Source organism: Streptomyces sp. NPDC052682 (assembly GCF_040678435.1).
In the GTDB taxonomy this organism is placed as follows: Bacteria; Actinomycetota; Actinomycetes; order Streptomycetales; family Streptomycetaceae; genus Streptomyces.
Map to the genome: position 1 here is coordinate 89,800 of NZ_JBFATS010000021.1, position 23,410 is coordinate 113,209.

Genomic DNA, 23,410 nt, shown 5'->3' on the forward strand with positions numbered 1-23,410 from the left:
ACGTGGGCCTGATCTCGGAGGTGCTGCTGCTGCCGTTCGCCCCGGTGCGCGGCAGCGCCTGGGCCATCAGACAGGTGCTCAACGAGGCCGAGCGGATCTACTACGACCCCGCCACGGTCCGGGCCGAACTGTCCCGGCTGGAGGAGCAGCTGGAGGCCGGAGAGATCACCGAGGAGGAGTTCGACCGGCGTGAGGACGAACTCCTCGACCGGCTGGAGAACGCTTCGCGCAACAGCGCGGGAACGGGCAACGGGACGGCACGATGAACCGAATGGGACTGGGCCTCGCCATTGGGGCCGGATACCTTCTCGGACGGACGAAGAAGCTGAAGGCGGCGCTCGCCGTCGGCAGCTTTGTCGCCGGGAAGAAGATGAACCTGACTCCGAAGGGAGTCGCGGACCTGGTGTCCCAGCAGCTGCGGAACAACCCGCAGTTCAAGGAGATCGGGGATCAGCTGCGCCAGGACCTGCGCGGTGTCGGCAAGGCCGCCTCCGGCGCCATGGTCGAGCGGCAGATCGACGCCCTCGCCGACCGGCTGCACGGCCGTACCGCCCAGGTGCGCGAACGGCTGTCGGGCGCGGCGGGCGTGGGCTCACGCGATTCCGAAGACGCCGGGGACGAGGAGCCGGAGGACCGGGAGCCCCAGGACGCCGAGGGCGAGGCGGCCGACGCCGACGAGTCCGAGGAGTCGGGGGAGTCCGGCAAGGAGACGGCCCAGGCCCGGAAGGCTCCGGGTAAGGACACCGCCGAGAAGGCCGCTTCGAAGACCGCCAAGAAGGCGCCCGCCAAGAAGGCGGCGAAGAAGGCCCCCGCCAAGAAGGCCGCCCCGGCCGGAAAGGCGGCCAAGAAGACGGCGGCCGGTAAGGCCCCCGGAAAGAAGGCGACCGCGGCCGCGGGCGGCGCCCGCGACCGGCAGCCGAAGGGAGGCGGTGAGCGATGACCGACACCCTCGGATCCGCGAACTCCGCCGCACGCGGAGCGACGAAGAACCCACTCGCCGACGTGGCCCACAGCGAGGCCGCGGGCCGGCTCAAGGCCGAAGTGCAGGAATACCTCACCGCGCAGGCCACGCGCATGCTCACCGGTGTGGGCCGCAAGCTCGGCGAGACCACGGTGAAACTGAACGACATCGCCGAGGGCAACAGCCCGGGATTCGGCCGGCTCGCCCTGAACACGGGACGCAAGCTGACCGAGGGCAAGGGGCCCCTGCGCTCCGTCCTGGAGTCCGGCGCCTCGCATGCCAAGGACAGTGTGATGGGCGCGTTGAAGAACCTGGGCGGCGGCGGCAAGAGCAAGAAGAAGCGCGGGGCGGGCGCCAAGCCCACCGTCATCATCGAGCACATCGACGTGGGTGTGCCGCTGCGCACCGCGTACGACCAGTGGACCCAGTACCAGGACTTCAGCACCTTCGCCAAGGGCGTCAAGAGCGCGAGCCGCGGCGACGACACGCACTCCGACTGGCAGGCGAAGGTGTGGTGGTCCAACCGCAGCTGGAAGGCGACGACGACCGAGCAGGTCCCCGACGACCGCATCGCCTGGACGTCCGAGGGGGCCAAGGGCACCACGAAGGGCGTCGTCTCCTTCCACCGCCTCGCCGACAACCTCACCCGCGTCCTGCTCGTCATCGAGTACTACCCCTCGGGCTTCTTCGAGAAGACCGGCAACATCTGGCGCGCCCAGGGCCGCCGGGCCCGGCTCGACCTGAAGAACTTCGCCCGCTTCATCACCCTCAAGGGCGAGGCGGAGGACGGCTGGAGGGGCGAGATCCGCGACGGCGAGGTCGTCCGCAGCCACGAGGACGCGCTCGCCGAGGAGGAGCAGGCCGAGGAGAACGACGAGCCGCAGGGCGAGGGCGAGGAAGAGGCCGAGGAAGAGCCCGAGGACTCCCAGCAGGACGAGGAGCCCGAGGAGGAAGAGGAGGACGAGGAGGAGCCGGAAGGCGAGTACGAGGAGTACCAGGAGCGGGACGAGCCGGCGGACGAGGACGAGGAAGAACCCGAGGGCGAGTACGAGCCCGAGGAGGAAGAGGAGTACGAGGGCGAGGAAGAGGGCGAGGAAGAGGCCGAGGGCGAGTACGAGCCGGAGGACGAGGCCGAGGGCGAGGCCGAGGACGAGGCCGAAGAGCCGGAAGACGCTGAGGAGGCCGAGGAGGCCGAGGAGGAGTACGCCGAAGGAGGGAGCCGGCGATGACGATGTCCGGCCGGCTCCCCGAGCCCTACGGGCAGAGCAGCGGTGCCAACCTCGCCGACATCCTCGAACGCGTCCTCGACAAAGGTGTCGTCATCGCGGGCGACATCCGCATCAACCTGCTCGACATCGAGCTGCTGACCATCAAGCTGCGTCTGATCGTCGCCTCGGTCGACAAGGCGAAGGAGATGGGCATCGACTGGTGGGAGAGCGACCCGGCGTTGTCCTCGAAGGCCCGCCGTGACGAACTGGCCCGGGAGAACGCCGAGTTGCGCGAGAGACTGGCACGGCTGGAGGAACTGGAGACCGGCCGCCGCGTCCAGGAGGAGGCACCATGAGCGGACTGCGGTACGTCTACGCCGTCTGCCGCCCCTTCGGCACGCCGCTCCAGGCGCAGCTGACCGGGGTGGCGGGCGATCCGCCCAGAGTGCTCACGCACCACGGCCTCGTCGCCGTGGTCAGCCATGTGCCGGAGCGGGACTTCGCGGAGGAACCGCTCCGCGCCCATCTGGAGGACCTCGACTGGCTGACCGCGACCGCCCGCGCCCACCAGGGCGTGATCGACGCGCTCACCACGGTCACCACGCCGCTGCCGCTGCGGCTCGGCACCGTCTTCCGCGACGACAGCGGCGTGCGCAGCATGATCGAGGCACGCGAGGACGACTTCCGGCGCACCCTGGAGCGGCTGGAGGGCCGGGTGGAGTGGGGCGTCAAGGTGTACGTCGACGAGCCGCCGCAGGAGGCCGCCCGGCCCGCGCAGAAGCCCGCGTCGGGCCGGGACTACCTGCGTCAGCGGCGCATGCAGACCAGGTCGCACGAGGAGATGTGGCAGAAGGCCGAGGAATTCGCCGGCCGTCTGCACGACACGCTGTCCACGTTCGCCGAGGACGCCCGGCTGCACGCGCCGCAGAACCCGGCGCTTTCCGGTGCCGCCGGGCGCAACGTGCTCAATGCCGCCTATCTCGTGCCGCGGGCCCGCTCGGAGGAATTCGTGGAGCTGGTGGACCGGACCAAGGGGGAGGTGCCCGGCATGCGCGTGGAGCTCACCGGCCCGTGGGCGGCCTATTCGTTCGCCGGCGAGACGGTGCAGGAGACGGCTGAGGAGACGGCGAACGAGACGGCGGAGGCCGGCGAGGGGGGCAACAGCCAGTGACCGTCGTGGAACGCCGTGAGGTCGCCCTGGTGGACCTGCTGGACCGGCTGCTGGCCGGAGGTGTCGTCATCACGGGGGACATCACGCTGCGCATCGCGGACGTCGACCTCGTCCGCATCGACCTCAACGCGCTCATCAGCTCGGTGAACGCGAACGTGCCGTCGCCCTTCGGAGACCTGTCGTGACCTCGCCCCGCAAGCGGCTCGACCTCGAGCCGGACACCGTAGAGCGCGATCTCGTGAAGCTGGTGCTGACCGTCGTCGAGCTGCTGCGCCAGCTCATGGAGCGCCAGGCGCTGCGCCGCTTCGACGCGGGGGACCTGACCGAGGAGCAGGAGGAGCGCATCGGGCTCACCCTGATGCTCCTGGAGGAGCGGATGACGGAACTGCGGGAGCGCTACGGCCTGCGGCCCGAGGACCTGAACCTGGACCTCGGGCCGCTCGGGCCCCTGCTTCCCCGGGACTGATCCGTCCACCCCGGACGCGGCGGATCAGGCCTTCTTGCGGCACAGAATCTCTCCGTGCAGCACGCTGAACCAGCCGTCCTCGTGCCGGCCCCACTCCCGCCAGGCCCCCTCGATCGCCCGCAGCCGCTCCTCGGTCGCGTGGCCGCCCTCCACGGCGAGCCGCGCGTACTGCGACGCCACGGTGCGCTCCGCCCACAGCCCGCTCCACCACGCCCGTTCCTCAGGGGTGGAGAACGTCCAGGTGCCGGAAGTGGCGGTGATGTCCGTGAACCCGGCCCGCAGCGCCCACGACTTCAGCCGGCGCCCGGCGTCCGGCTCGCCGCCGTTGGCCCGGGCCACCCGCCGGTACAGGTCCAGCCAGCCGTCCATCCCCTCGGACGCCGGATACCAGGTCATGGCGGCGTAGTCGGAGTCACGCACGGCGACGAACCCGCCGGGCCGGGTCACCCGCCTCATCTCGCGCAGGGCCTGGACGGGGTCGCCGACGTGCTGCAGCACCTGGTGGGCGTGGACCACGCAGAACGTGTCGTCGGGGAAGTCCAGGGCGTGCACGTCGGCGACCGCGAAGTCGACGTTGGTGAGCCCGCGGGCATCGGCGACGGCCCGGGCCTGCGCCAGGACCCCCGGCGCCCGGTCGGCCCCCGTGACGTGCCCGTCGGGGACGAGTTCGGCCAGGTCGGCCGTGATGGTCCCCGGCCCGCATCCCAGGTCCAGGATCCTCATGTGGGGCTTCAGCGCGCCCAGGAGGTACGCGGCCGAGTTGGCGGCGGTCCGCCAGGTGTGCGAGCGCAGCACCGACTCATGGTGCCCGTGCGTGTAGACGGCGGTCTCCTGCGGTTTCGGCATGGCTGGCGCCCACCCTTCTGTCCGGCTCGGGATGGACATCACCGTACGCTGCGCCGACCACATCGCGAGACCCCAGTATCGCCATACGGACTGACGGTATGTCAGGAAGCGGCCAGCGGCCGGTACACCGTCAATGCCTCGGGCAGCTTCTCCAGCGTCACCGGCCCCGCCACCTCGGTGACTTCACCGTCGTAGGCGAGCAGCGTGCCCGGCGGGACCTGGTCCAGTCGCAGCCGTGTCACCTGGACCGCCGCGTGCAGCGGGGAGCGGGTCAGCGGACCGGCCAGGGCCGCCGCGAGCAGCCGCACCGCCGGACGGCGGCCGCCGTGCACCACCCGCACGTCCAGCCGCCCGTCGGCCAGATCCACCCGGCGCCCGGGCGCCAGCCCCATGCGGTGGTACATGCCGTTGCCGGCGAACAACAGCCACAGCGGGTGCCTGCGCCCCCGGAACCCTGCCTCCAGCGGGTGCCGGTCGGCGCGCAGCACGCGCAGCGCCGCGAGCACCCCGGCGGGCCAGCCGCCGATCCGGTGCGACCAGCGCTCCCGCTCGCGCACCAGCTCCGGGTACACGCCCAGGCTGCACGTGTTCAGGAAGATCCCCTCCTGCGCACCGCTGCGGAACCGGCCCACGTCCACGCGCACGGCGTCGCCCCGCTCCAGCGCCCGCACCAGGTCCCGTACGTCCTCCACGCCCAGGTCGTAGGCGAAGTGGTTGAGGGTGCCGCCGGGCAGTACCGCGAGGGGCAGGCCGTGCCGCAGGGCGATGCGGGCGGCGGCGTTCACCGTGCCGTCGCCGCCGCACACCCCGAGGACCTGGGCCCGGGCCGCGGCCTTCTCCAACCCCGCGGGAACCTCGCCGGGTTCGCACTCGACGACCTCGGCGTGCGGCAGCGCGGACCGTACCGCCCGGACCCGGTCGGCGCTGCCCGCGGCGGTGTTGGCCACGAGCACCAGGCCCGCGCCGTCCGGCAGCGCGGGCACGTCGGCGGGGGGCTTGGCCGGCGGTTCGGCCCCCGACCGCGGCGGCACCAGGCCCCGCACGGCGAACGCGGCACCCACCCCCAGCGCCGCGCCCGCCAGCACGTCGCTCGGGAAGTGGACGCCGGTGGAGACGCGGGAGAGGGCGACCGCGCCGGCCACCGGCGCGACGGCCGCGCCCCAGCCCGGCGACTCCAGGGCGACCCCGGCCGCGAACGCGGCGGCGGAGGCGGAGTGCCCGGAGGGGAACGACGTGGTGACCGGCTGCCGCCTCAACTGCCGCACGAGCGGGACCGCGTCCAGCGCCGGGCGGGGGCGCCGGACCGTGCGCTTGCCGAGGGTGTTGACGGTCAGCGAGGCCAGCCCGAGGGAGACCAGGCCGCGGGCCGCGGCCCAGCGGCTCCTGGGCGTACGGGCCGCGGCCATCACCGCGGCCGTGGCGAACCACAGCCCGCCGTGGTTCGCGCCGCGGCTCAGCCGGGGCAGGAGGGCGCCGGCCCCCGGCCACTGCCGGGCGGCGACGGCCTCGAACAGACGGCGGTCCAGGGTGAGGAGCCGGTCACGCAGGGGGTGGGGCCCCGGGGCCGGGGCGGCGAGGTCCACATCGGGGGTCGTCATGTCGTGCGGGTACCCGGCGGGGGCATTTTCCTGCGGCCTCACAGGTGGGCCGGCCTGGGCGGCGGTGCGGCCAAAAGCGTTTGCCCCGGCCCGGGCCCGGCCCGCAGAATCGCTCCCCATGGGTCACCTCGAAGCCGCGCATCTGGAGTACTGCCTTCCCGACGGGAGGGCGCTGCTCGGCGATGTGTCCTTCCGGGTGGGGGAGGGGGCCGTGACGGCCCTGGTCGGACCCAACGGGGCGGGGAAGACCACCCTGCTGCGGCTGCTCGCCGGGGAGCTGAAACCGCACGGCGGGTCCGTCACCGTCAGCGGCGGGCTCGGGGTGATGCGGCAGTTCGTGGGCTCCGTACGGGACGAGACGACCGTACGCGACCTGCTGGTCTCCGTCGCACCGCCCCGGATCCGCGAGGCGGCCCGGGCCGTCGACCGGGCCGAGCACGCCGTCATGACCGTCGACGACGAGAAGGCCCAGCTCGAGTACGCCCAGGCCCTCGCCGACTGGGCGGAGGCGCGCGGCTACGAGGCCGAGACGCTGTGGGACATGTGCACCACGGCCGCGCTCGGCATCCCGTACGACAGGGCGCAGTGGCGGCAGGTGCGCACCCTCTCCGGCGGCGAGCAGAAACGCCTCGTGCTGGAGGCGCTGCTGCGCGGCACGGACGAGGTGCTGCTGCTCGACGAGCCCGACAACTACCTCGACGTGCCGGGCAAGCGCTGGCTGGAGGAACGGCTCGCCGAGACCCGCAAGACGGTGCTGTTCGTCTCCCACGACCGCGAGCTGCTGGCCCGTTCCGCCCAGCGCATCGTCTCCCTGGAGCCCGGCCCCGCCGGTGCCGACGCCTGGGTGCACGGCGGCGGCTTCGCCACCTACCACGAGGCCCGCCGCGAACGCTTCGCCCGTTTCGAGGAGTTGCGCAGACGCTGGGACGAGAAGCACGCCCAGCTGAAGAAGCTGGTGCTGACACTGCGTCAGGCAGCCTCCGTGAGCCCGGACATGGCCTCGCGCTACCAGGCGGCCCAGACCCGCCTGCGCAAGTTCGAGGAGGCCGGTCCGCCCCCGGAGCCGCCGCGCGAGCAGGACATCCGGATGCGGCTCAAGGGCGGCCGTACCGGGGTACGGGCGATCACCTGCGAGCGGCTCGAACTCACCGGCCTGATGAAACCGTTCGACCTGGAGGTCTTCTACGGCGAACGCGTCGCCGTGCTCGGCTCCAACGGCTCGGGCAAGTCGCACTTCCTGCGCCTGCTCGCCGGCGACGACGTCGCCCACACGGGGAGGTGGAAGCTGGGCGCCCGGGTGGTGCCCGGCCACTTCGCGCAGACGCACGCCCACCCGGAACTCCAGGGCCGCACGCTGCTGGACATCCTGTGGACCGAGCACTCCCAGGACCGCGGCGCCGCCATGTCCCGGCTGCGCCGCTACGAGCTGACCCAGCAGGCCGAGCAGACCTTCGACCGCCTCTCCGGCGGCCAGCAGGCCCGCTTCCAGATCCTTCTGCTGGAGCTCCAGGGCGCCACCGCCCTGCTGCTCGACGAGCCCACCGACAACCTCGACCTGGAGTCCGCCGAGGCCCTCCAGGAGGGTCTGGAGGCGTTCGACGGCACGGTCCTGGCGGTCACCCACGACCGCTGGTTCGCCCGCTCCTTCGACCGTTTCCTGGTCTTCGGCGCCGACGGCCGGGTCCGGGAGACCCCGGACCCGGTCTGGGACGAACGCCGGGTGGAGCGGGCCCGATAGAGTCCGCTCCACCCGGTGTGAGAAGGCCTGCTTTCCGTGTAGGCCAGCTTCTTGCAGGCCTACTTCCAGCGCAGCAGCGCTCCCAGGCCGCCCACCGGCGCCTCCTGTGCGGGCGCGGGGGCGGCGGTCACCGACAGCGCCGGGGCGTCCGTGGCCACCGCCGACCGGATCAGCGCGTCGTCCGCCCGGGCGGGCCAGCTGTGCTGCTCACCGAGGACCTTCAGGTCGGTGCGCCGCACCGCCAGCTGGTCGGGGTCCTCGCCGATCCACACCTCGCGGTGCGCGTCGGGGCCGTCGGGCCGGATGAGCAGCTCGTCGATGCGGTGCTCGCGCGCCGCCTCCACGAGCGCGGGCACGCCCTCCACGGCCGCGGCGCGGCCCTCCTCGTCCGGGGTGCGGGCGGCGAGGAACCGCTCCAGCTCGGCGGCCGCCCGGCGCCGCACGTGCTCGGCGCGGGCCTTGTCCACGTCGTCGTCGAGCAGCCGGCTGCCGGTGCCGTGCGCGGCCTCCACCACCAGGTCGTGCAGCCGCTTGGGCAGCCGTTCGTGCACCGACCGCACCTCACGGTCGTCGCCGACCAGGATCAGCAGGTCGGCGCGGGTCTCCTCCTGGCACACGGCGAGCGCGTCGGCGATCTCCGCGGCGTTGTGCTCCCAGGTGTTCTCCACCCGCAGCTGGAAGTGCCGCTCGGACCAGTCGACCGAGCTCGTGCGGTGGATCGGCCACTGGCGGCCGGTGACGCCGCCGGCGTCCTCGCGGCCCAGCGCGCTGCGCAGCTCGAAGTCGGCGCCCTTGCGGTCGATGTACGCCACGACGCACACCGGGTCCTCGCCCATCAGCTCCAGCAGCGGTGTCACCCGGGGCAGCGGCGCCCACTGCGCCCAGTCACCGCCCTGCGGGGCACGGGCCAGCGGCGGGTCGAGGACGACCTCGCCGCCGTGGGCGAACAGGGCCCGGCCGTGCGGTTCGGAGGAGTGCCGCAGATCTTCGATCGCGCTCTGCACCGCCCGGCAGGTCGCCTCGTCCGCGCCCTGCTCGGCCAGTTGCCCGGCCATCGCCCGGGCCGTCAGGTGCCGCTCGTGCGGGGTGTCCTCCGTGTGCCGGGAGGTGTCGACGTACACGGAGGCCCAGGGCCCCGGACGCTCGTACAGGGGCTGCAGAAAAGCAAGATCCATGGCTCCCTCCCGGAATGCCGCTCGGGGTAGTGCTCAGTGTTCTCGGGGCGGGTACCCGGACCACATGAACGAACACGACGATCAGGGCAGGACCGCGACCGGTGTCGACCCGGGCCACCTGGACGACCAGCAGCTCATGAAGGAACTGGAGACCATCCACCGCACCCGTCACGACACGCTGCTGTACGGCTCGAACGACGCGCTGCGGGCCCACAACGAGCGCATGGCGCAGCTCGAGGGCGAGTACCTGCGGCGCAATCCCCGGCGTCCGGTGGCGGCGGGGCGCACGCGCGAAGGGGCCCGGGAGCGGACCGGCTCGGACTCCGCGACGCCCGCGGGCCCGGGCACCTGAGCACAGCGAAAGGCCGCGCAGAGGGCACTCCGCGCGGCCGTCGGCCCTGCACCGGGTGGCAGGGGTCTTTCCCGCCGCCCGGGAGGATCCGCCTCAGCTGGTCCTGCCGCTGTCGGCGAACACCTCCAGAAACGCCTCGCAGAACGCCTTCAGGTCGTCCGGCTTACGGCTGGTGACCAGCGTGTTGGGCCCGTCGTCGCAGACCTTGACCTGCTCGTCGACCCAGGTGCCGCCCGCGTTGCGGATGTCGGTCCGCAGGCTCGGCCACGAGGTCAGCACCCGGCCGCGTACCACGTCCGCCTCGACGAGCGTCCACGGCGCGTGGCAGATCGCGGCGACCGGCCGGCCCTGCGCGAAGAAGTCCCGGACGAAGGCGACGGCCCGGTCGTCCATGCGCAGGAAGTCCGGGTTGGCGACACCGCCCGGCAGCACCAGGGCGCCGAAGGAGTCGGCGGAGGTCTCGCCGACGACCTCGTCCACGGGGAAGGTGTCCGCCTTGTCCAGGTGGTGGAACGCCTGGATCTCGCCGGGCTCCGTCGACACGAGCACCGGCTCGTGGCCCGCGTCCTTCGCCGCCTGCCACGGATCGGTGAGCTCGACCTGCTCGACGCCCTCGGGTGCGGTCAGAAACGCGATGCGCATGATGGTTCAGCGTCCTTTCGTTGCTTCTCGTCGCGGCTTCCCCGGCCGTGCCGGGCCGGTCCGGCTCATCCACCGCTTCGGGTGTCCGGCTCCGCGCGGCTGATGTCGGCCAGGGCCGAATCGGGGTCCTCGGCCTCGGCCAGGTCGCCGAGGCTGACCATGCCGACCGGGAGCCCGTTCTCCACCACCGGCAGCCGCCGTACGGCGTGCGCCCGCATCAGCTCCACCGCCGCCGACACCGGGTCGCGCGGCGCGACCGTCACCGGATCCGGGGTGCACACCGTGCGGGCGCTCACCGTCAGCGGATCCAGGCCCTCGGCGACGGCCCGTACCGCGATGTCACGGTCGGTGAGCACGCCGACGACCTCCTGCCCGTCGGCCACCACCACGTCGCCGATGTTCTGCGCGCGCATCAGCTGCGCCGCCTCCACCAGGGAGGCGTCCGGACGGACGGCGACCACGCCCGGAGTCATGACGTCCTTGACGAACTCAGCCATCACTGTGTGGCCCTTCCTGCGTCGCCCGGTCCGTGCGGGGCACCACGCCGGGACGGCATCCCGCCGCCCCCGGTACCCCCCGGAGCCGGGTCCCTATGCGCGGCTCTGCCGCCCTGACCGCCCGCCGGTGTCCGCCCGTACGGTCTCCTCGGGCCGGTTCTCCCGGTCCCGGGTGAGGGCCTCGGCCACCTCCTGGACGTTGCCGTAGCGGGCCTGGTGGGGCAGCCGCTCCACCGCCTCGACCAGCGCGTCGGGCGCCTGGTGGCGGCGCAGCGCACGGGCCAGCTCCCGCCCGTTCGCGGGGAACGCCTTACGGCCCAGGATCCGGGCCAGCTCCAGCCGGATCGCCTCCAGTGACGAAGGCCCACGGCTCGGCGTCACCGGGCCGTAGGCGACCTCCGGGTCGTCCTCGGCGGCCGGCTCCGGGTCGTGCCATTCCTCGCTGCGGGTGGGGTGCCCGGACCGGAGCAGACCCTGTAGTTCGTGCTTCATCTCGTCGTCACGGTGACGGCTCAGCCGGTCGCTGCCTCGCTGCATGTCTCCCTCCAGACCTTCGCGGTCCGCTCCGCGTACCCGCGCACCGGGGGACGACACCGCCTGGCGGGCCGGAGGGCGGCGCCGGAGTCCGCCGGGCCGATGGCCGCCGGGTCCGGGGGCGGTCTAGGCTCGGGGCAGTCGAGAGCTTGGGGGGGCATGTGGCGCGCGTGGTGCTGGTGCACGGCATCGGAAAGCAGTACCTGGGCCGCCTGTCCCTGCACGGGGCCCTGGCGGCGGCCGTGGTCGACGGCGTCGAGAGGGCCGGGGGCGAGGGGCTGCTGACCCCGCAGGACATCGACATCGCCTTCTACGGTGACGTGTTCAGGAAGCGCGCCCGGGGCGTGCGGGGCGAGGACGAGCCGCGACGGGTCGCCGACCTCGACGACCCGTTCGAACAGCGGCTGCTGCTCGACCTGTGGCGGGCGGCGGCGGTGGCCGAACCGGACCGGGTGGCCGCGCCGGCGGCCGAGGGGACGCGCGCCCCGACCCCGGTCACGGCGCAGCGAGCCATGAACGCGCTGCTGAGATCACGGTGTATGCCGGGGGCCGTGGCGGAGCGGTTCCTGCTGGGCACGCTGCGCCAGGTCCGCAGGTACCTCAACGACCCCGCGATCCGCCAGTACGCGCGAGAAGCCGTCACCGTCCGCCTCACGCCGGACACGGCGGTGGTCATCGGGCACTCGCTGGGCTCGGTGGTGGCGTACGAAGCGCTGTGCGCGGAGCCGGGGAGCGCCGGGGCACTGGTCACGCTGGGGTCGCCGCTGGGGATGCCGAAGGTGGTCTTCGACCGTCTGGAGCCGGCCCCCCTCGACGGCAGAGGCGCATGGCCGCACTGCATCCGCTCCTGGTCCAACCTGTGCGACCGGCACGACGTGGTGGCGTCGGTGAAGCGCCTCGGCCCGCTGTTCGACGTACCGGGAGGCCGGCGCAGGGTGGACGACCACGTGCTGGACAACGGCTGGAAGGTGCACGACCTGGGACGTCACCTGACCGACGAGGCGACGGGGCGGGCCGTCCTCGCCGCCCTGCGTGCCACGCCCGGCCTCTGAGCGGCCGATGAGCGGGTCCGGCCCCGGTGCGGGCGCGTCCGACCGGGCCGGCGCCCGGCATGTCTTCGCCGTCGGCGTGGCCACGTACCAGGACCCTTCCTGGGCCCCGCTGCCGCAGGTCCGCCCGGACGTCGCGGCGGTGATCCGGTCCCTGGCCGCCCTCGGGTACGCACCCGCCTGCACCGCGCCCACGGGACTGATCGACCCGGAGGAGTCCCGCGACGTCGAAAAGCCGCTCCTGGAGTGGCTGCGCGGTCACTTCGGCTTCGGCGACGACACGCTCGTCATCTACCACGCCGGTCACGGGGTCGCGGAACACGACCACTACCTCGTCTGCTCCGCGACGGAGTTCGACACCGCGGCCCTGAAGGTGACCGCCCTGCCGACCGCGCGCCTGGTCGAACTGGCCGGTGATGCGGGCGTGCAACGGCTGCTCGTCATCGTCGACGCGTGCTACGCGGGAGACGGCGCGGCCGACGTGCTCGCGCAGACCGCCAAGAGCCACCTCGTCGCGGCGGCCGCGGCCAGGGGTGACCAGCGCCGGCACTGGAAGTCGCTCGCCGTGCTGTGCGCCGCGCGCAGTGGCGAGGAAGCGGACGACGGAGCCTTCGCGCGGACCCTGTCGGCCGTACTGGCGAGCGCGACCGGTCAGGACCGTCTTCTGGCCGGTGAACGCCCGGAGTTCATCCACCTGTCCGATGTCGTGCGGGAGATCAACCGGGAGCTCGCCGGCCAGGGCCTTCCGCAGCGCGCCGATCTCGCCGTCATCCACGACGACGGGACGGGATTCCTGCCCAACCCCCGGCACGTGGCCGGCCTGAGTGACGACCTGGACCTCGCCGAACAGCGCGTCGCCTCCGAGCAGCACAGGCTGCGTCAGAGGGAGTTGGCCGAACACTTCGGGCCGCGGGGGGCGGGTGCGCACGGCCCCGAGGAGACCGGGCACTACTTCACCGGCCGTACCGCGGTCCTGACCCGCCTCGCGCGGTGGCTGCGGGGCGAGTCCGAACGCGACGTCCGCCTCTTCCAGGTCACCGGCGGCCCGGGAACAGGAAAGTCCTCCGTGCTGGGCCGTCTTGTCACCCGGTCCGATCCCACCGCACGCCACACGATCCCCGACGAGACCGTCGTCGTCTCCACCGACGTGCCGCCGGGCACGATCGATCTCGCGGTCCACGCGGCCGGCAAGCGGCTGCCCGACGTGCTGTCGGCGCTCGGCGACGCCCTGGGCGTACCGGCCGGCGGTCCGACCGACGTGGTGACGGGCCTGAAGAGCCTCGGGCGCTCGTTCACCCTGGTGATCGACGCGCTCGACGAGGCGTCCACCAACGTCAGGGCGTACGAGGCCGAGTCCATCGCGGCGTTCCTGCAGCAGGCCACCGCTCAGGCGCCCCGGTTCCGGGTCCTGCTCGGGGCACGCCCGGAGGTCCTCCCGGACGACGACGCCCAGGACACCGTCGCCCGCGTCGACCTGGACGACCCGCGGTGGATCTCCCGCTGGGACATCGTGGACTACGCGGCCCGGCTGCTGTCCGCACCGCACGGGCCGGGAAGTTCCTCCGGTCTGCCGGGCGAACCAGTGGAGCGCGCCGCTTGGGAGATCGGCCGGGTCACCTTTCCCAACTACCTGGTGACCCGCATCATCGCGCGGGCGCTGGCCGACCCGGGCCGTACCTTCTGGGCGGCGGACCCGGCCGAGTGGGCCTCGTTGCTCCCCGCCCCTGTCGGGGAACAGGGACCGACGCAGCGGCACCGCCGCGCCTATCGGGGCATCGGGCCCGCTTTCCTGTGGGCCAGGAACGTGCAGCTCAGTCCCGAGCGGATCCCTCTGTACCGCGCCGTGCTGACGGCTCTCGCCTACCGGCAGGGGGCCGGTCTTCCGCTGGCAGGCGTGTGGACCGCTGTCGCCGGCGCTCTGTACGGCGAACCGGTCAGCGAGAAACAGATCACGGAGATCCTCGCCACCGACGCCGCGGCCGCGTATGTGACCGAGACGATGGACGGTCACGGCCGCTCCGTCTACCGCCTCTACCACCAGGCCCTGGTGGACAACCTGCGCAGCGGCCACGAGAACGGGGTGACGGAGTACCTGGCCGCGCAGCCCGGCTACTGGGGCGTGGTGCACAGCAGGCAGGTACGGCGGATCATCGCGTCAGGCGTCTACGAGGCGCTCGCCGGCAGCGTGTGCCGGACCTCGCAGGGAGCCCGCGACTGGCACGACGCCGATCCCTACCTCCTCGACCACCTGATGGCCCACGCCGCCGCCGCGGGCCGGGCCGACGAGCTCCTCGTCGACGCCGGGTTCCTGGTCCACGCCAGGGCCGACGCAGTGGCACCCTTCCTGCAGCGGGCGGGTTCACCGGACGCGGTGCGCGCCGCCCGGGTGTACCGCGCTTCCCTGGGCCGGCATCGCGACGCGGACCCGGACACCCGGCGCTTCCTCCTCGCGCTGGACGCCACGCGCCTCGAGGACCACGAACTCGCCGACCGGCTGCGGCGGCCGACGCCCTCGCCGCTGCCCTGGCCCGTGTGGAACACCGCCTCGCCACGGCCGGGTCTCCTGCGGTCCATCGACGCCGGCGCCCGCGCACTGACGGTGCTTCCCGGGCTGCCCCTCGCCGCGGTGGCCGACGCGGAAGGCATGGTCCGGTGCTGGAACCTCGACGACGGCCAACCGCTCGTGGAGCTCGCTCCCTGTGAGAGCGGGGCCGTCACGGCCCTGGCCGCCACCCTGCACCAGGAACGTGTCGTGCTGATCACCGGGCACGGCAACGGAGACGTCAGGGTGTGGGACCTCTCCGACGACGTACCGCGCAGCAAACTCCTGCTCGGCGACCCTCCGGCGACGAGCGGCCCGGTCGCCTCGGTGGGCTGTGCCGTCGCCGAGGGCCGCGTCGTCGCCCTCGGCACCGCAGCGGACGGTGTCACCCGGATCTGGGACACGCGGACGCGGGAGCAGGTAGCGGTTCTTCCCGCCGGAGCGGACGGCGGCCCACCGACCGTCGTACATCCCTACGGGTCACCCACGGCGGCGACAGCGCGCGACGGCGGCGGCTTCGCGCTGTGGCACCTGCCCGGCGGGGAGCCCGTCGAACTCGACGACGACTGCTCCGCCGCGCCGGGACCGGTCACCGCACTGGCGGAGGCCACCTTCGGTGCACGTGCCGCGGTGATCACCGGTAACGCCCGCGGTGAACTGCACCGGTGGTTCGTCTCCAGCTCCCGCTTCGTATCGGCGGGGTTGCCCGGTTCCACCGCCCGTCGCGGCGCGGTCCCGGGCGACCCCGTCCTCGCGGTGGCCACGGTGCCCCTCGACGACACGGTCATCGCCGTCACCGGTCACCAGTCGGGGCACGTGGCGCTCTGGGACCTGGACGGCGGGCGCCCCTTGGTGCTGCCGGGGCACCATGCGCCGGTGCACACTGTCGCGACGGCCGAGCTGGACACCGGGCTCGCCGCCGTCACGGCGGACGACACCGGGTCGGTCAGCCTCTGGGATCTCCAGGACGTCTCGGCCGCGCTGCCCGGCGAACTCGGCGTCCGCGCACTGACCTGCGTGCGTCTGGACCGCCGCACGGTCACGGTCACCGGTCACCGGGACGGCCACCTCAGACTCTGGGACACGGCGGGTGGCCTCTGCCTGAGCCGGCACGCCGCGCCGACGGCCGAGCCGGGAGGGGTGACGGCGCTCGGCTGCGTACGACTGGGCGAGCGGACCCTCGCGGCGACGGCCTACGCGGGGAACCTGCTGCGCTTCTGGGATCTCGCCGACCCGGCCGACAGGGGCTGTCTGGTGCCCGTCGACGCTGCCGTGGCCGCCCTGGACTGCACGCGGGCCGACCATCTCGCCGTGGCCGTCACCGGGCACGCGGACGGCAGCGTCCGGCTGTGGGACCTCGCCGCCCGGACCGGCTTGGGCACGCTGCTCCCGCCAGGAGGGTCACCGGTCACGTCGGTCGCGTGCGGTCACCACGGCCCGGCGAGGGCCATCAGCGGTCACCTGGACGGTTCCTGCCGGAGTTGGGACCTGGAACGCCGTGTCCAGCTGAGCGAGTGGGCGCCCGCCGTGTCCGCTCCCGTCGAAGCGGTGGCCATGTCCCTGGGCGAGGACGGCGTCATCGCGGTGGTGGGGCACAGCGACGGCGGTGTCGTCCTGCGGGACGCGGCCGGCGGCCGCCTCCTGGGGGCGGCCATGCGGGGGGAAGGCGCGGCCCTGGCCTCCCTGACCTGCACGGAGCGGGACGACCAGTCCCTCGTCCTGGCGGGCCACCGGGACGGAACGCTCGACCTGTTCGACCTCGCCACCAGGACCCACCTGCGCAGCGTCCCTCTCCTGGTGGGCATCGACGCGCTGGCGTGGGCGGAGGAGGGCCTGCTGGCCGTGGCGGCGGGGGCGGAGCTGTACGTGCTGGACGGGATCTGACCGGCACCGCTCGACACGCGGCCGGCCGATTCAGTCCCCGTCCCGGAAGTCAGGCGTCCAAGCGCCCGTCACTTCCCGCCCCGCCCCGGCAGGAACTCCTGCATCTTCGCCTTGAAGCCCTGCCGGACCATCGACCCCCGGTCGGCGTCGCCCTTGAGGATCGACGACGCCGTCGCCTCCATCTGCTCCCAGGTGGCGTGCGGCGGGACCGGCGGCACGGCCGGGTCGGTGAGGAACTCGATGACCGCGGGGCCGTCCGCCTCCAGGCCGGCGCGCCAGGCCGCCTCGACGTCCTCGGGCTTCTCGACGCGGATGCCGGTCAGGCCGAGCGAGCGGGCGAACGCGGCGTACTGCACGTCGGGAAGCTGCTGCGAGGGCAGGAAGGACGGGGCGCCCTCCATGGCCCGCATCTCCCACGTGACCTGGTTGAGGTCATGGTTGTTCCACACGCCCACCACCAGGCGCGGGTCGTCCCACTGGTGGCGGTACTTCGCCGCCGTGATCAGCTCCGCCATGCCGTTCATCTGCATCGCGCCGTCGCCGACCAGGGCGATCGCGGGCCGGTCCGGGTGCGCGAACTTCGCGCCGATCACGTACGGCACACCGCAGCCCATCGTGGCGAGCGTCCCGGAGAGCGAGCCGCGCATGCCGGGCCGCATCGTCAGGTGCCGGGCGTACCAGTTCGCCGTGGAGCCCGAGTCGGAGGTGACGATCGCGTTGTCCGGCAGCAGCGGATCCAGCGCGCGGGCCACGTACTCCGGGTTGATCGGGTCGGCGCTCAGGGCGGCCCGCCGTTCCAGCACCTCGCGCCAGTGCCGCACGTTGTCGCACACCGTGTCGAACCACTCGCGGCCGCGGCCCCCCTCGATCAGCGGGATCAGCCGCTCCAGCGTGGCCTTGGCGTCGCCGACGAGGTTCACCTCGTACGGGTAGCGCATGCCGACCATGTGCGGGTCGATGTCGATCTGGATGCCGCGTGCCGTGCCGAACTCCGGCAGGAACTGGCTGTACGGGAACGAGGAGCCGATGGTGAGCAGGGTGTCGCAGTCACGCATCAACTCGTACGAGGGGCGCGTGCCCAGCAGACCGATCGAGCCGGTGACGTACGGCAGTTCGTCGCTGAGGACGTCCTTGCCCAGCAGCGCCTTGGCGACACCGGCGCCGAGCAGCTCGGCGAGGCGCTCGACCTCGGCGCGCGCCCCGGCCGCGCCCTGACCGACCAGGATCGCCACCTTGTCACCGGCGTTGAGGATCTCCGCCGCGCGGCGCACCGCATCGTCGGAGGGCACCGCCGTCCACGAGCTGCGGTCCAGGCTGGACGGCACCATCTTGAACTCGTGCGTGGGCGGGGAGTAGTCGAGCTCCTGCACGTCGCCCGGGATGATGATCGCGGTCGGGCAGCGGCGCGCGTACGCCGTGCGGATGGCCCGGTCCAGCACGTTCGGCAGCTGCTCGGGCACCGTCACCGTCTCCACGAAGTCGGAGGCGACGTCCTTGAACAGCGTGTGCAGGTCGACTTCCTGCTGGTAGGAGCCGCCCATCGCGGTGCGGTGGGTCTGGCCGACGATCGCGAGCACCGGGACGTGGTCGAGCTTGGCGTCGTACAGGCCGTTGAGCAGGTGGATCGCGCCGGGCCCCGACGTGGCCGCGCACACCCCGAGACGGCCGCTGAACTTGGCGTAGCCCACCGCCTGGAGCGCGGACATCTCCTCGTGCCGCGACTGGATGAAGCGGGGTTCGTTCTCCGCCCGGCCCCAGGCGGCGAGCAGGCCGTTGATGCCGTCGCCGGGATAGCCGAAGACGTGCTCCACACCCCACTCGCGCAGCCGCTGCAGGACGTGGTCGGCGACCTTGGTGCTCATGAACGACCTCCCGGGCGTCGGGGAAAAGGGCCAGCCGTACGAGTCACCCCGCGCGCCACCGGAAAACCTGCCGGGGTTTGGGACCGGAGACCGGGGGCAGGCGCGCCCCAGTGCTTCGGACCGGAGGCACGTCCGTGGGAGCGGCGCGACGCCGCACCGGACGCGCCCGTCCCACAGCGCGGTGCGCTCCCCACGGTGACCGTCCACGAGCACCTGCAAGGGAGTTGCGACGCATCATGCCGACCCATGTCAGCACGAGGCACCCGCACGACGACGCCCCCGACACGGCCGACGCCTTCCGCCGGCTCGCCGCCCTGCCCCCGGGACCGGAGCGCGACGCGCTGCGCGACGAGATCGTGGAGGCCTGGCTGCCCATGGCCGACCGGCTGGCCGGACGCTTCCGCAGCCGCGGCGAGAGCATGGAGGACCTGCGCCAGGTCGCGGCGCTCGGCCTGGTCAAGGCCGTCGACCGGTACGACCCGGAGCGCGGCAAGGCGTTCGAGAGCTACGCGGTGCCCACCATCACCGGCGAGATCAAGCGGCACTTCCGCGACCACATGTGGACCCTGCACGTGCCCCGCCGTGTCCAGGACCTGCGCAACCGGGTCCGCGTCGCAGGCCAGGACCTGTCCCAGACGATCCCCGGGCGCCGGCCCACCGTCGCCGAGATCGCCGAGCACGCCAACCTCAGTGAGGAGGACGTCCAGGTCGGCCTGGAGGCCCTGGAGAGCTTCACCGCGCTGTCCCTGGACGCCGAGCTGCCCGGCAGCGAGGACGGCTACTCGCTCGGCGACGCGCTCGGCTCGCCCGACCCGGCGCTGGACACGGTCGTCGACCGCGAGGCGGTCAGGGAGCGGCTGGCCGCCCTGCCCGAGCGCGAGCGGGCGATCCTCTACATGCGGTTCTTCGGCGACATGACCCAGAGCCGTATCGCCGAGCAGCTGGGGATCTCGCAGATGCACGTGTCCCGGCTGATCAGCCGGTGCTGCGGGCGGGTGCGCGCGCAGGTGCTGCGCGACGCGCCGTGAGCGGGTCCGTCACCCGCTCGGGCGTGCCGCGTCCCGCGAATGGGGCCCGGCCGCGCGCGGACGGGTGACGGACGGGCTGTGATGGCGGGGAGCCGTCATCGATCCGATGGCCGGCAGCCGTCATCGATCCGCTGGCGGGCCTGCCGTCACCGGGTCCGGTGGCCGGCCCGTCGCTGATCGGATGGCGGACCGGCCGTCGCTGATCGGATGGCGGACCGGCCGTCGCTGATCGGATGGCGGACCGACCGTCGCCGATCCGATGGCCGGCCGGCCGTCGCCGATCGGATGGCGGACCAGCCGTCGCCGCTCGAAGGAGCCCGTCCATGCGCCGCACCGCCCGTGCCCTGTCCGCCACCGTCCTGGCCGGCGCCGCCCTGGGCGTCCTCGCGCCGGCCGCCTCGGCGGAACCGTCCGCGGACGTCAGCCCGAGCGCTGCCGCGGCGGGCTCCCGCGTGACCGTCGCGGTCTCCTGCGACCCCGCGGGCGGCACGCCGCCCGCCACCATCGACGCCGCCTCCCAGGCCTTCGAGGAGGGCACCGTCGAGCTGAAGCGGGCCGCCGGCCACACCGGGGCGGCAGCCGCTCCCGTCTACCGGGGCACGGCGACCCTCGCCCCCGCCGAGAACCTCGAGGGCGACCCGGACGCGGCGGGGGAGCGCTCCGAGTGGACCGTCGACGGCACCTGCCCGGCGGACGGCGGAGCCGAGGGCACGCCCTGGAGCGCCCCGCTGACGGTGTCCCGCGCCGGCAGCCCCGGCTCCGCCCAGTCGCTGTCCACGTCCACCGACTGGTGCGCGGAGGCGGACGCCGCCGCGTGCGAGGAGGGCGAGGAGGCCGAGGAGGACTCCCACGCCACGGAGCCGTGCGCCGAGCCGGACGCCGCCTCCTGCGAGGAGGCCGAGGAGGACTTCCACGCCACCGACCCGTGCGCCGAACCGGACGCCGCCTCCTGCGAGGAGGACTCCGGCTCTCACCCCACGTCCCGCCCGGCGCTTCCCTCCTCCGGTCCGAGCCACTGGTGTGCCGACCCGCACGCCACCCCCTGCGGCGGCGCCGCCGTGCAGCACGGGGTGCGGGCCGGACAGGGCGGTGCCTTCACGGACTCGGTGCCCGCCCTGGTCGCCGGCGGGCTCCTGATCGCCGGCGCGGCCGGCGCGGCGGCGCACCGGCTGCGGCACCGGAACACCGGCGGCCACGGCTGACCAGCCGGCCCTTCCCCGCCGCGCGCCACCCATGCTGTGACCGTCACGACTCCGGGGGCAGCCCATGGAGCGGCGGCGCGCGGGGTACTCACTGGCCGAGGGCACGAGCCGCACCGTACGCACCGCTCGGCGGGGCACGGCACAGGAGCACGCGCCGAGGACGCGCCGAGAGGACACGGCATCAGCGACAGCGCGGAGGTACGCATGCGGCGGACGGACCCGGAAGGCCACGGCCCCGTCCGGTTCGGGCCACCGCCTCCCGAGGACGGGCTGCCCGTGCTGCCCGAGCTGTCGGCCGTGCTCGCCGCCGCGGCCTCCCGGGCGGAGGCCGAACCGGTCGGCGGCGGTCCCGCCCTGAAGGAGGCCGCCTGCGGCTACTGGGACCGGCGCGGCCTGCCGGCCCGCCCCGGCCGGGTGGCCGCCGCCCCGGGCGCGCCCGCGCTGCTGGTCGCGCTGACGGCCGCGCTCGGCGGCGACGTCCTCGTGCCTCGGCCCTGCGCCGCCTGGTGGGCCCCGTACGCGCGCCTGCTGGGCAGACCCGTCTTCCACGTGCCGACACCCGCCGAGAACGGCGGTGTCCCCGACCCGTACGCCCTGCTGGAGACCGTGCGCCGGCTCCGTGCCGAGGGCGGCGATCCGCGCCTGCTCGTCCTGTCCGTCGCCGACGACCCCACCGCGACCGTCGCCCCGCCCGAACTGCTGCACGAAACCGTCGAGGCCGCCGCGGGCGAGGGCCTGCACCTGGTGAGCGACGAGACCTGGCGCGACACCCTGCACGACCCGCACGGCACGGTGCTGCTCAGCCCCGCCGAGATGCTGCCCGAACGGGTCACGGTCGTCAGCGACCTGTCCGGCGCCCTGCTGCCCGCCGGCTGGCCCGCGGCCGTCGCCCGTCTCCCGGTGGACGGCACCGGGGACGGCCTGCACGCGCGTGTGCTCGACGTCCTGACCGCGCTCGACGCCCGCGTCGCCGCCCCCGTCGCCGCCGCGGCCGGATACGCCCTCACCGAGCCGGAGCCGGTCACCGCACGCATCCGTGCCGCGGTGCGCCTGCACGCGCGCGTGGCCGCCGCCGTGTACGCCACCGTCGTCGCCGCGGGCGCCCTGTCCCGCCCCCCGCAGGCCGGCCGCCACCTGTACGTCGACCTGGAACCCCTGCGCCCCGCCCTGGCCGCGCACGGCATCGGCGACGCGCAGGAACTGGAGGACTTCCTCACCGCCCGGCTCGGCATGCCCGCGCCGGGCGGCCACCGCTTCGGCGACGACCTCGCGGCACCGCGCGTCCGCCTGTCCACCGGTGCCCTCCTGGCAGGCGGCTCGCCGGAGGCGCGCGCGGCATGCCTCACCTCGCCCTCACCCTTGGAACTACCACACGTGCAACGCGCGTTGACCCTTGTGAAGTCGGTCTTCGACGACCTCCGCGACGACGCTCAGCGATGGGAGCCTCCTCGATGACGCAGCAGTCCGAGTCGACCACCACGGCCACGACCAGCCCAGAATCTGACGTTCCGGCGGACCCGTCCCCCCTAGCGACCCCGTTCCCGCCCCTGGCCGACCCGCTGCCGCTGGCACAGCGGCGGGTGTGGCCGCGGACGTTCCACGACCGGCTGACCGCACCGCTGCCCGGCCTGAAGGCCATGGCCCGGTTCGCCCGCGAGGGCGCCGTACGTCCCGGCAAGGAGGGCCTCGCCGACATCCCCCGGCTGCCCTACGCCCCGCAGCCCCTGCCCCGTGTCGACGCCCGCACCGTCGCTGTCTCCTGGGCGGGACACGCCAGTTGGGTCGTGCGGATCGGCGGCCTGACCGTCCTCACCGACCCGGTCTGGTCCCGCCGCATCCTCGGCACCCCGGCCCGGATCACTCCCGTGGGCATCCCCTGGGACGCCCTGCCGCGCGTGGACGCGGTCGTCATCAGCCACAACCACTACGACCACCTCGACGCCCCCACCCTGCGCCGACTCCCGCGCGACACACCGGTGTTCGTCCCGGCCGGGCTCGGCCGCTGGTTCCACCGCCGCCGGTTCACCCACGTCACCGAACTCGACTGGTGGGAGGCGGCCGAACTGGGCGGCGTGCGCTTCGACTTCGTCCCGTCCCACCACTGGTCCAAGCGCACCCTCACCGACACCTGCCGCACCCTGTGGGGCGGCTGGGTCCTCACCGACCCCGACGGGCAGCGCGTCTACTTCGCCGGCGACACCGGCTACGGCCACTGGTTCGCCCGGATAGGCCGGCGCTACCCCGGCATCGACCTCGCCCTGATGCCCATCGGCGCCTACGACCCCCGCTGGTGGCTCAGCGACGTCCACTGCGACCCGGAGGAGGCGGTGCAGGCCACCCAGGACCTCGGCGCCCGCCGTATGGCCCCCATGCACTGGGCCACCTTCGTGCTGTCGGCGGAGCCGGTCCTGGAGCCCCTCACACGCGTGCGTGCGGCCTGGGAGAAGGCGGGCCTGCCCCGGGAAGACCTGTGGGACATCCCGGTGGGAGGCTCGCGGGTCCTGTAGGAGAAGCGGTTACCGCCGCACCCGCCGCACCACACTGGGCGTGGGGGGGGGCCCCCCCGGCCCCGCGCCCCCCCCCGCCCCCCCCCCCCCCCCCGCCCCCGACCACCACACCCCCCCAAACCCCACACACAACAACGAGAACCACCAC

General features: G+C 73.7%; 22 protein-coding genes. 15 read left to right on the forward strand and 7 right to left on the reverse strand.

Annotated elements, in window-relative coordinates:
• Positions 1 to 2 precede the first annotated feature (2 nt).
• Genes AB0K80_RS28605 through AB0K80_RS28635 form a run of 7 tightly spaced genes read left to right on the forward strand, consistent with a single transcriptional unit; the run spans position 3 to position 3,806 of the window.
• A complete protein-coding gene (locus tag AB0K80_RS28605) occupies positions 3 to 266 on the forward strand; it encodes a gas vesicle protein GvpG (RefSeq protein WP_365674537.1) in 264 nt (87 codons plus the stop codon).
• The gene (locus AB0K80_RS28610; RefSeq protein ID WP_365674538.1) at positions 263 to 940 is read left to right on the forward strand and encodes a DNA primase; all 678 of its coding nucleotides are present in this window, start codon (positions 263 to 265) and stop codon (positions 938 to 940) included. Before AB0K80_RS28605 ends, AB0K80_RS28610 begins: the two co-directional genes overlap by 4 nt.
• The gene (locus AB0K80_RS28615) at positions 937 to 2,190 is read left to right on the forward strand and encodes an SRPBCC family protein (RefSeq protein ID WP_365674540.1); all 1,254 of its coding nucleotides are present in this window, start codon (positions 937 to 939) and stop codon (positions 2,188 to 2,190) included. Before AB0K80_RS28610 ends, AB0K80_RS28615 begins: the two co-directional genes overlap by 4 nt.
• Positions 2,187 to 2,525: a gas vesicle protein gene (locus tag AB0K80_RS28620; protein ID WP_365674541.1), complete on the forward strand. Its 339-nt coding sequence runs from the start codon at positions 2,187 to 2,189 to the stop codon at positions 2,523 to 2,525. Before AB0K80_RS28615 ends, AB0K80_RS28620 begins: the two co-directional genes overlap by 4 nt.
• On the forward strand, positions 2,522 to 3,340 hold the full coding sequence (locus tag AB0K80_RS28625) for a GvpL/GvpF family gas vesicle protein (RefSeq protein ID WP_365674543.1): 819 nt from the start codon (positions 2,522 to 2,524) through the stop codon (positions 3,338 to 3,340). Before AB0K80_RS28620 ends, AB0K80_RS28625 begins: the two co-directional genes overlap by 4 nt.
• Positions 3,337 to 3,525, forward strand: a complete 189-nt coding sequence (locus AB0K80_RS28630) for a gas vesicle protein (protein WP_365674545.1) — start codon at positions 3,337 to 3,339, stop codon at positions 3,523 to 3,525. The genes AB0K80_RS28625 and AB0K80_RS28630 overlap by 4 nt, the downstream gene beginning before the upstream one ends.
• A complete protein-coding gene (locus AB0K80_RS28635) occupies positions 3,522 to 3,806 on the forward strand; it encodes a gas vesicle protein K (RefSeq protein ID WP_365674547.1) in 285 nt (94 codons plus the stop codon). The genes AB0K80_RS28630 and AB0K80_RS28635 overlap by 4 nt, the downstream gene beginning before the upstream one ends.
• 24 nt (positions 3,807 to 3,830) lie before the next feature.
• On the opposite strand, the gene AB0K80_RS28640 is transcribed toward AB0K80_RS28635, so the two are convergent.
• Together AB0K80_RS28640 and AB0K80_RS28645 are read right to left on the reverse strand one after the other, a co-directional pair.
• Positions 3,831 to 4,652 carry a methyltransferase domain-containing protein gene (locus tag AB0K80_RS28640; protein WP_365674549.1) on the reverse strand — a complete coding sequence of 274 codons (822 nt, stop codon included), beginning with the start codon at positions 4,650 to 4,652 and terminating at the stop codon, positions 3,831 to 3,833.
• Between the two features lie 101 nt (positions 4,653 to 4,753).
• Positions 4,754 to 6,250 carry a phosphatase PAP2 family protein gene (locus AB0K80_RS28645; RefSeq protein ID WP_365674551.1) on the reverse strand — a complete coding sequence of 499 codons (1,497 nt, stop codon included), beginning with the start codon at positions 6,248 to 6,250 and terminating at the stop codon, positions 4,754 to 4,756.
• Positions 6,251 to 6,368: 118 nt separating this feature from the next.
• Between AB0K80_RS28645 and AB0K80_RS28650 the strand changes: the two genes are divergently transcribed.
• Positions 6,369 to 7,988, forward strand: a complete 1,620-nt coding sequence (locus AB0K80_RS28650; protein WP_365674553.1) for an ATP-binding cassette domain-containing protein — start codon at positions 6,369 to 6,371, stop codon at positions 7,986 to 7,988.
• A 59-nt stretch (positions 7,989 to 8,047) separates the two neighbouring features.
• Here AB0K80_RS28650 and AB0K80_RS28655 read toward each other — a convergent pair whose 3' ends face one another.
• Positions 8,048 to 9,163 carry a Vms1/Ankzf1 family peptidyl-tRNA hydrolase gene (locus AB0K80_RS28655; protein ID WP_365674555.1) on the reverse strand — a complete coding sequence of 372 codons (1,116 nt, stop codon included), beginning with the start codon at positions 9,161 to 9,163 and terminating at the stop codon, positions 8,048 to 8,050.
• A gap of 64 nt (positions 9,164 to 9,227) precedes the next feature.
• Between AB0K80_RS28655 and AB0K80_RS28660 the strand changes: the two genes are divergently transcribed.
• Positions 9,228 to 9,515 carry a DUF6158 family protein gene (locus AB0K80_RS28660; protein ID WP_365674557.1) on the forward strand — a complete coding sequence of 96 codons (288 nt, stop codon included), beginning with the start codon at positions 9,228 to 9,230 and terminating at the stop codon, positions 9,513 to 9,515.
• Positions 9,516 to 9,608: 93 nt separating this feature from the next.
• Here AB0K80_RS28660 and AB0K80_RS28665 read toward each other — a convergent pair whose 3' ends face one another.
• The 3 genes from AB0K80_RS28665 to AB0K80_RS28675 form a co-directional block, all read right to left on the reverse strand.
• Positions 9,609 to 10,157, reverse strand: a complete 549-nt coding sequence (locus AB0K80_RS28665) for a type 1 glutamine amidotransferase domain-containing protein (RefSeq protein WP_365674559.1) — start codon at positions 10,155 to 10,157, stop codon at positions 9,609 to 9,611.
• Between the two features lie 65 nt (positions 10,158 to 10,222).
• Entirely contained in the window at positions 10,223 to 10,654 is a 432-nt protein-coding gene (locus AB0K80_RS28670) for a CBS domain-containing protein (RefSeq protein ID WP_365674561.1), read from the reverse strand.
• A 93-nt stretch (positions 10,655 to 10,747) separates the two neighbouring features.
• Positions 10,748 to 11,191, reverse strand: coding sequence for a DUF2795 domain-containing protein (locus tag AB0K80_RS28675; RefSeq protein ID WP_365674563.1), 444 nt, complete (start codon positions 11,189 to 11,191; stop codon positions 10,748 to 10,750).
• 167 nt (positions 11,192 to 11,358) lie between these two features.
• Here AB0K80_RS28675 and AB0K80_RS28680 point away from each other — a divergent pair, with 167 nt between their 5' ends.
• On the forward strand, positions 11,359 to 12,240 hold the full coding sequence (locus AB0K80_RS28680; RefSeq protein ID WP_365674565.1) for a hypothetical protein: 882 nt from the start codon (positions 11,359 to 11,361) through the stop codon (positions 12,238 to 12,240).
• A gap of 7 nt (positions 12,241 to 12,247) precedes the next feature.
• Positions 12,248 to 16,663: a WD40 repeat domain-containing protein gene (locus AB0K80_RS28685; RefSeq protein WP_365674567.1), complete on the forward strand. Its 4,416-nt coding sequence runs from the start codon at positions 12,248 to 12,250 to the stop codon at positions 16,661 to 16,663.
• A 68-nt stretch (positions 16,664 to 16,731) separates the two neighbouring features.
• Here AB0K80_RS28685 and AB0K80_RS28690 read toward each other — a convergent pair whose 3' ends face one another.
• Positions 16,732 to 18,525: a thiamine pyrophosphate-requiring protein gene (locus AB0K80_RS28690; RefSeq protein ID WP_365674569.1), complete on the reverse strand. Its 1,794-nt coding sequence runs from the start codon at positions 18,523 to 18,525 to the stop codon at positions 16,732 to 16,734.
• Positions 18,526 to 18,761: 236 nt separating this feature from the next.
• On the opposite strand from AB0K80_RS28690, the gene AB0K80_RS28695 reads away from it, so the two are divergent.
• The 4 genes from AB0K80_RS28695 to AB0K80_RS28710 all read left to right on the forward strand — a co-directional run bounded on the left by AB0K80_RS28695 (position 18,762) and on the right by AB0K80_RS28710 (position 23,262).
• The gene (locus tag AB0K80_RS28695) at positions 18,762 to 19,553 is read left to right on the forward strand and encodes an RNA polymerase sigma factor SigF (protein ID WP_365674571.1); all 792 of its coding nucleotides are present in this window, start codon (positions 18,762 to 18,764) and stop codon (positions 19,551 to 19,553) included.
• 323 nt (positions 19,554 to 19,876) lie between these two features.
• Entirely contained in the window at positions 19,877 to 20,755 is an 879-nt protein-coding gene (locus AB0K80_RS28700; protein WP_365674573.1) for a hypothetical protein, read from the forward strand.
• A gap of 204 nt (positions 20,756 to 20,959) precedes the next feature.
• A complete protein-coding gene (locus AB0K80_RS28705; protein ID WP_365674575.1) occupies positions 20,960 to 22,210 on the forward strand; it encodes an aminotransferase class I/II-fold pyridoxal phosphate-dependent enzyme in 1,251 nt (416 codons plus the stop codon).
• Positions 22,207 to 23,262, forward strand: a complete 1,056-nt coding sequence (locus tag AB0K80_RS28710; RefSeq protein WP_365674577.1) for an MBL fold metallo-hydrolase — start codon at positions 22,207 to 22,209, stop codon at positions 23,260 to 23,262. Before AB0K80_RS28705 ends, AB0K80_RS28710 begins: the two co-directional genes overlap by 4 nt.
• Positions 23,263 to 23,410: the final 148 nt, after the last annotated feature.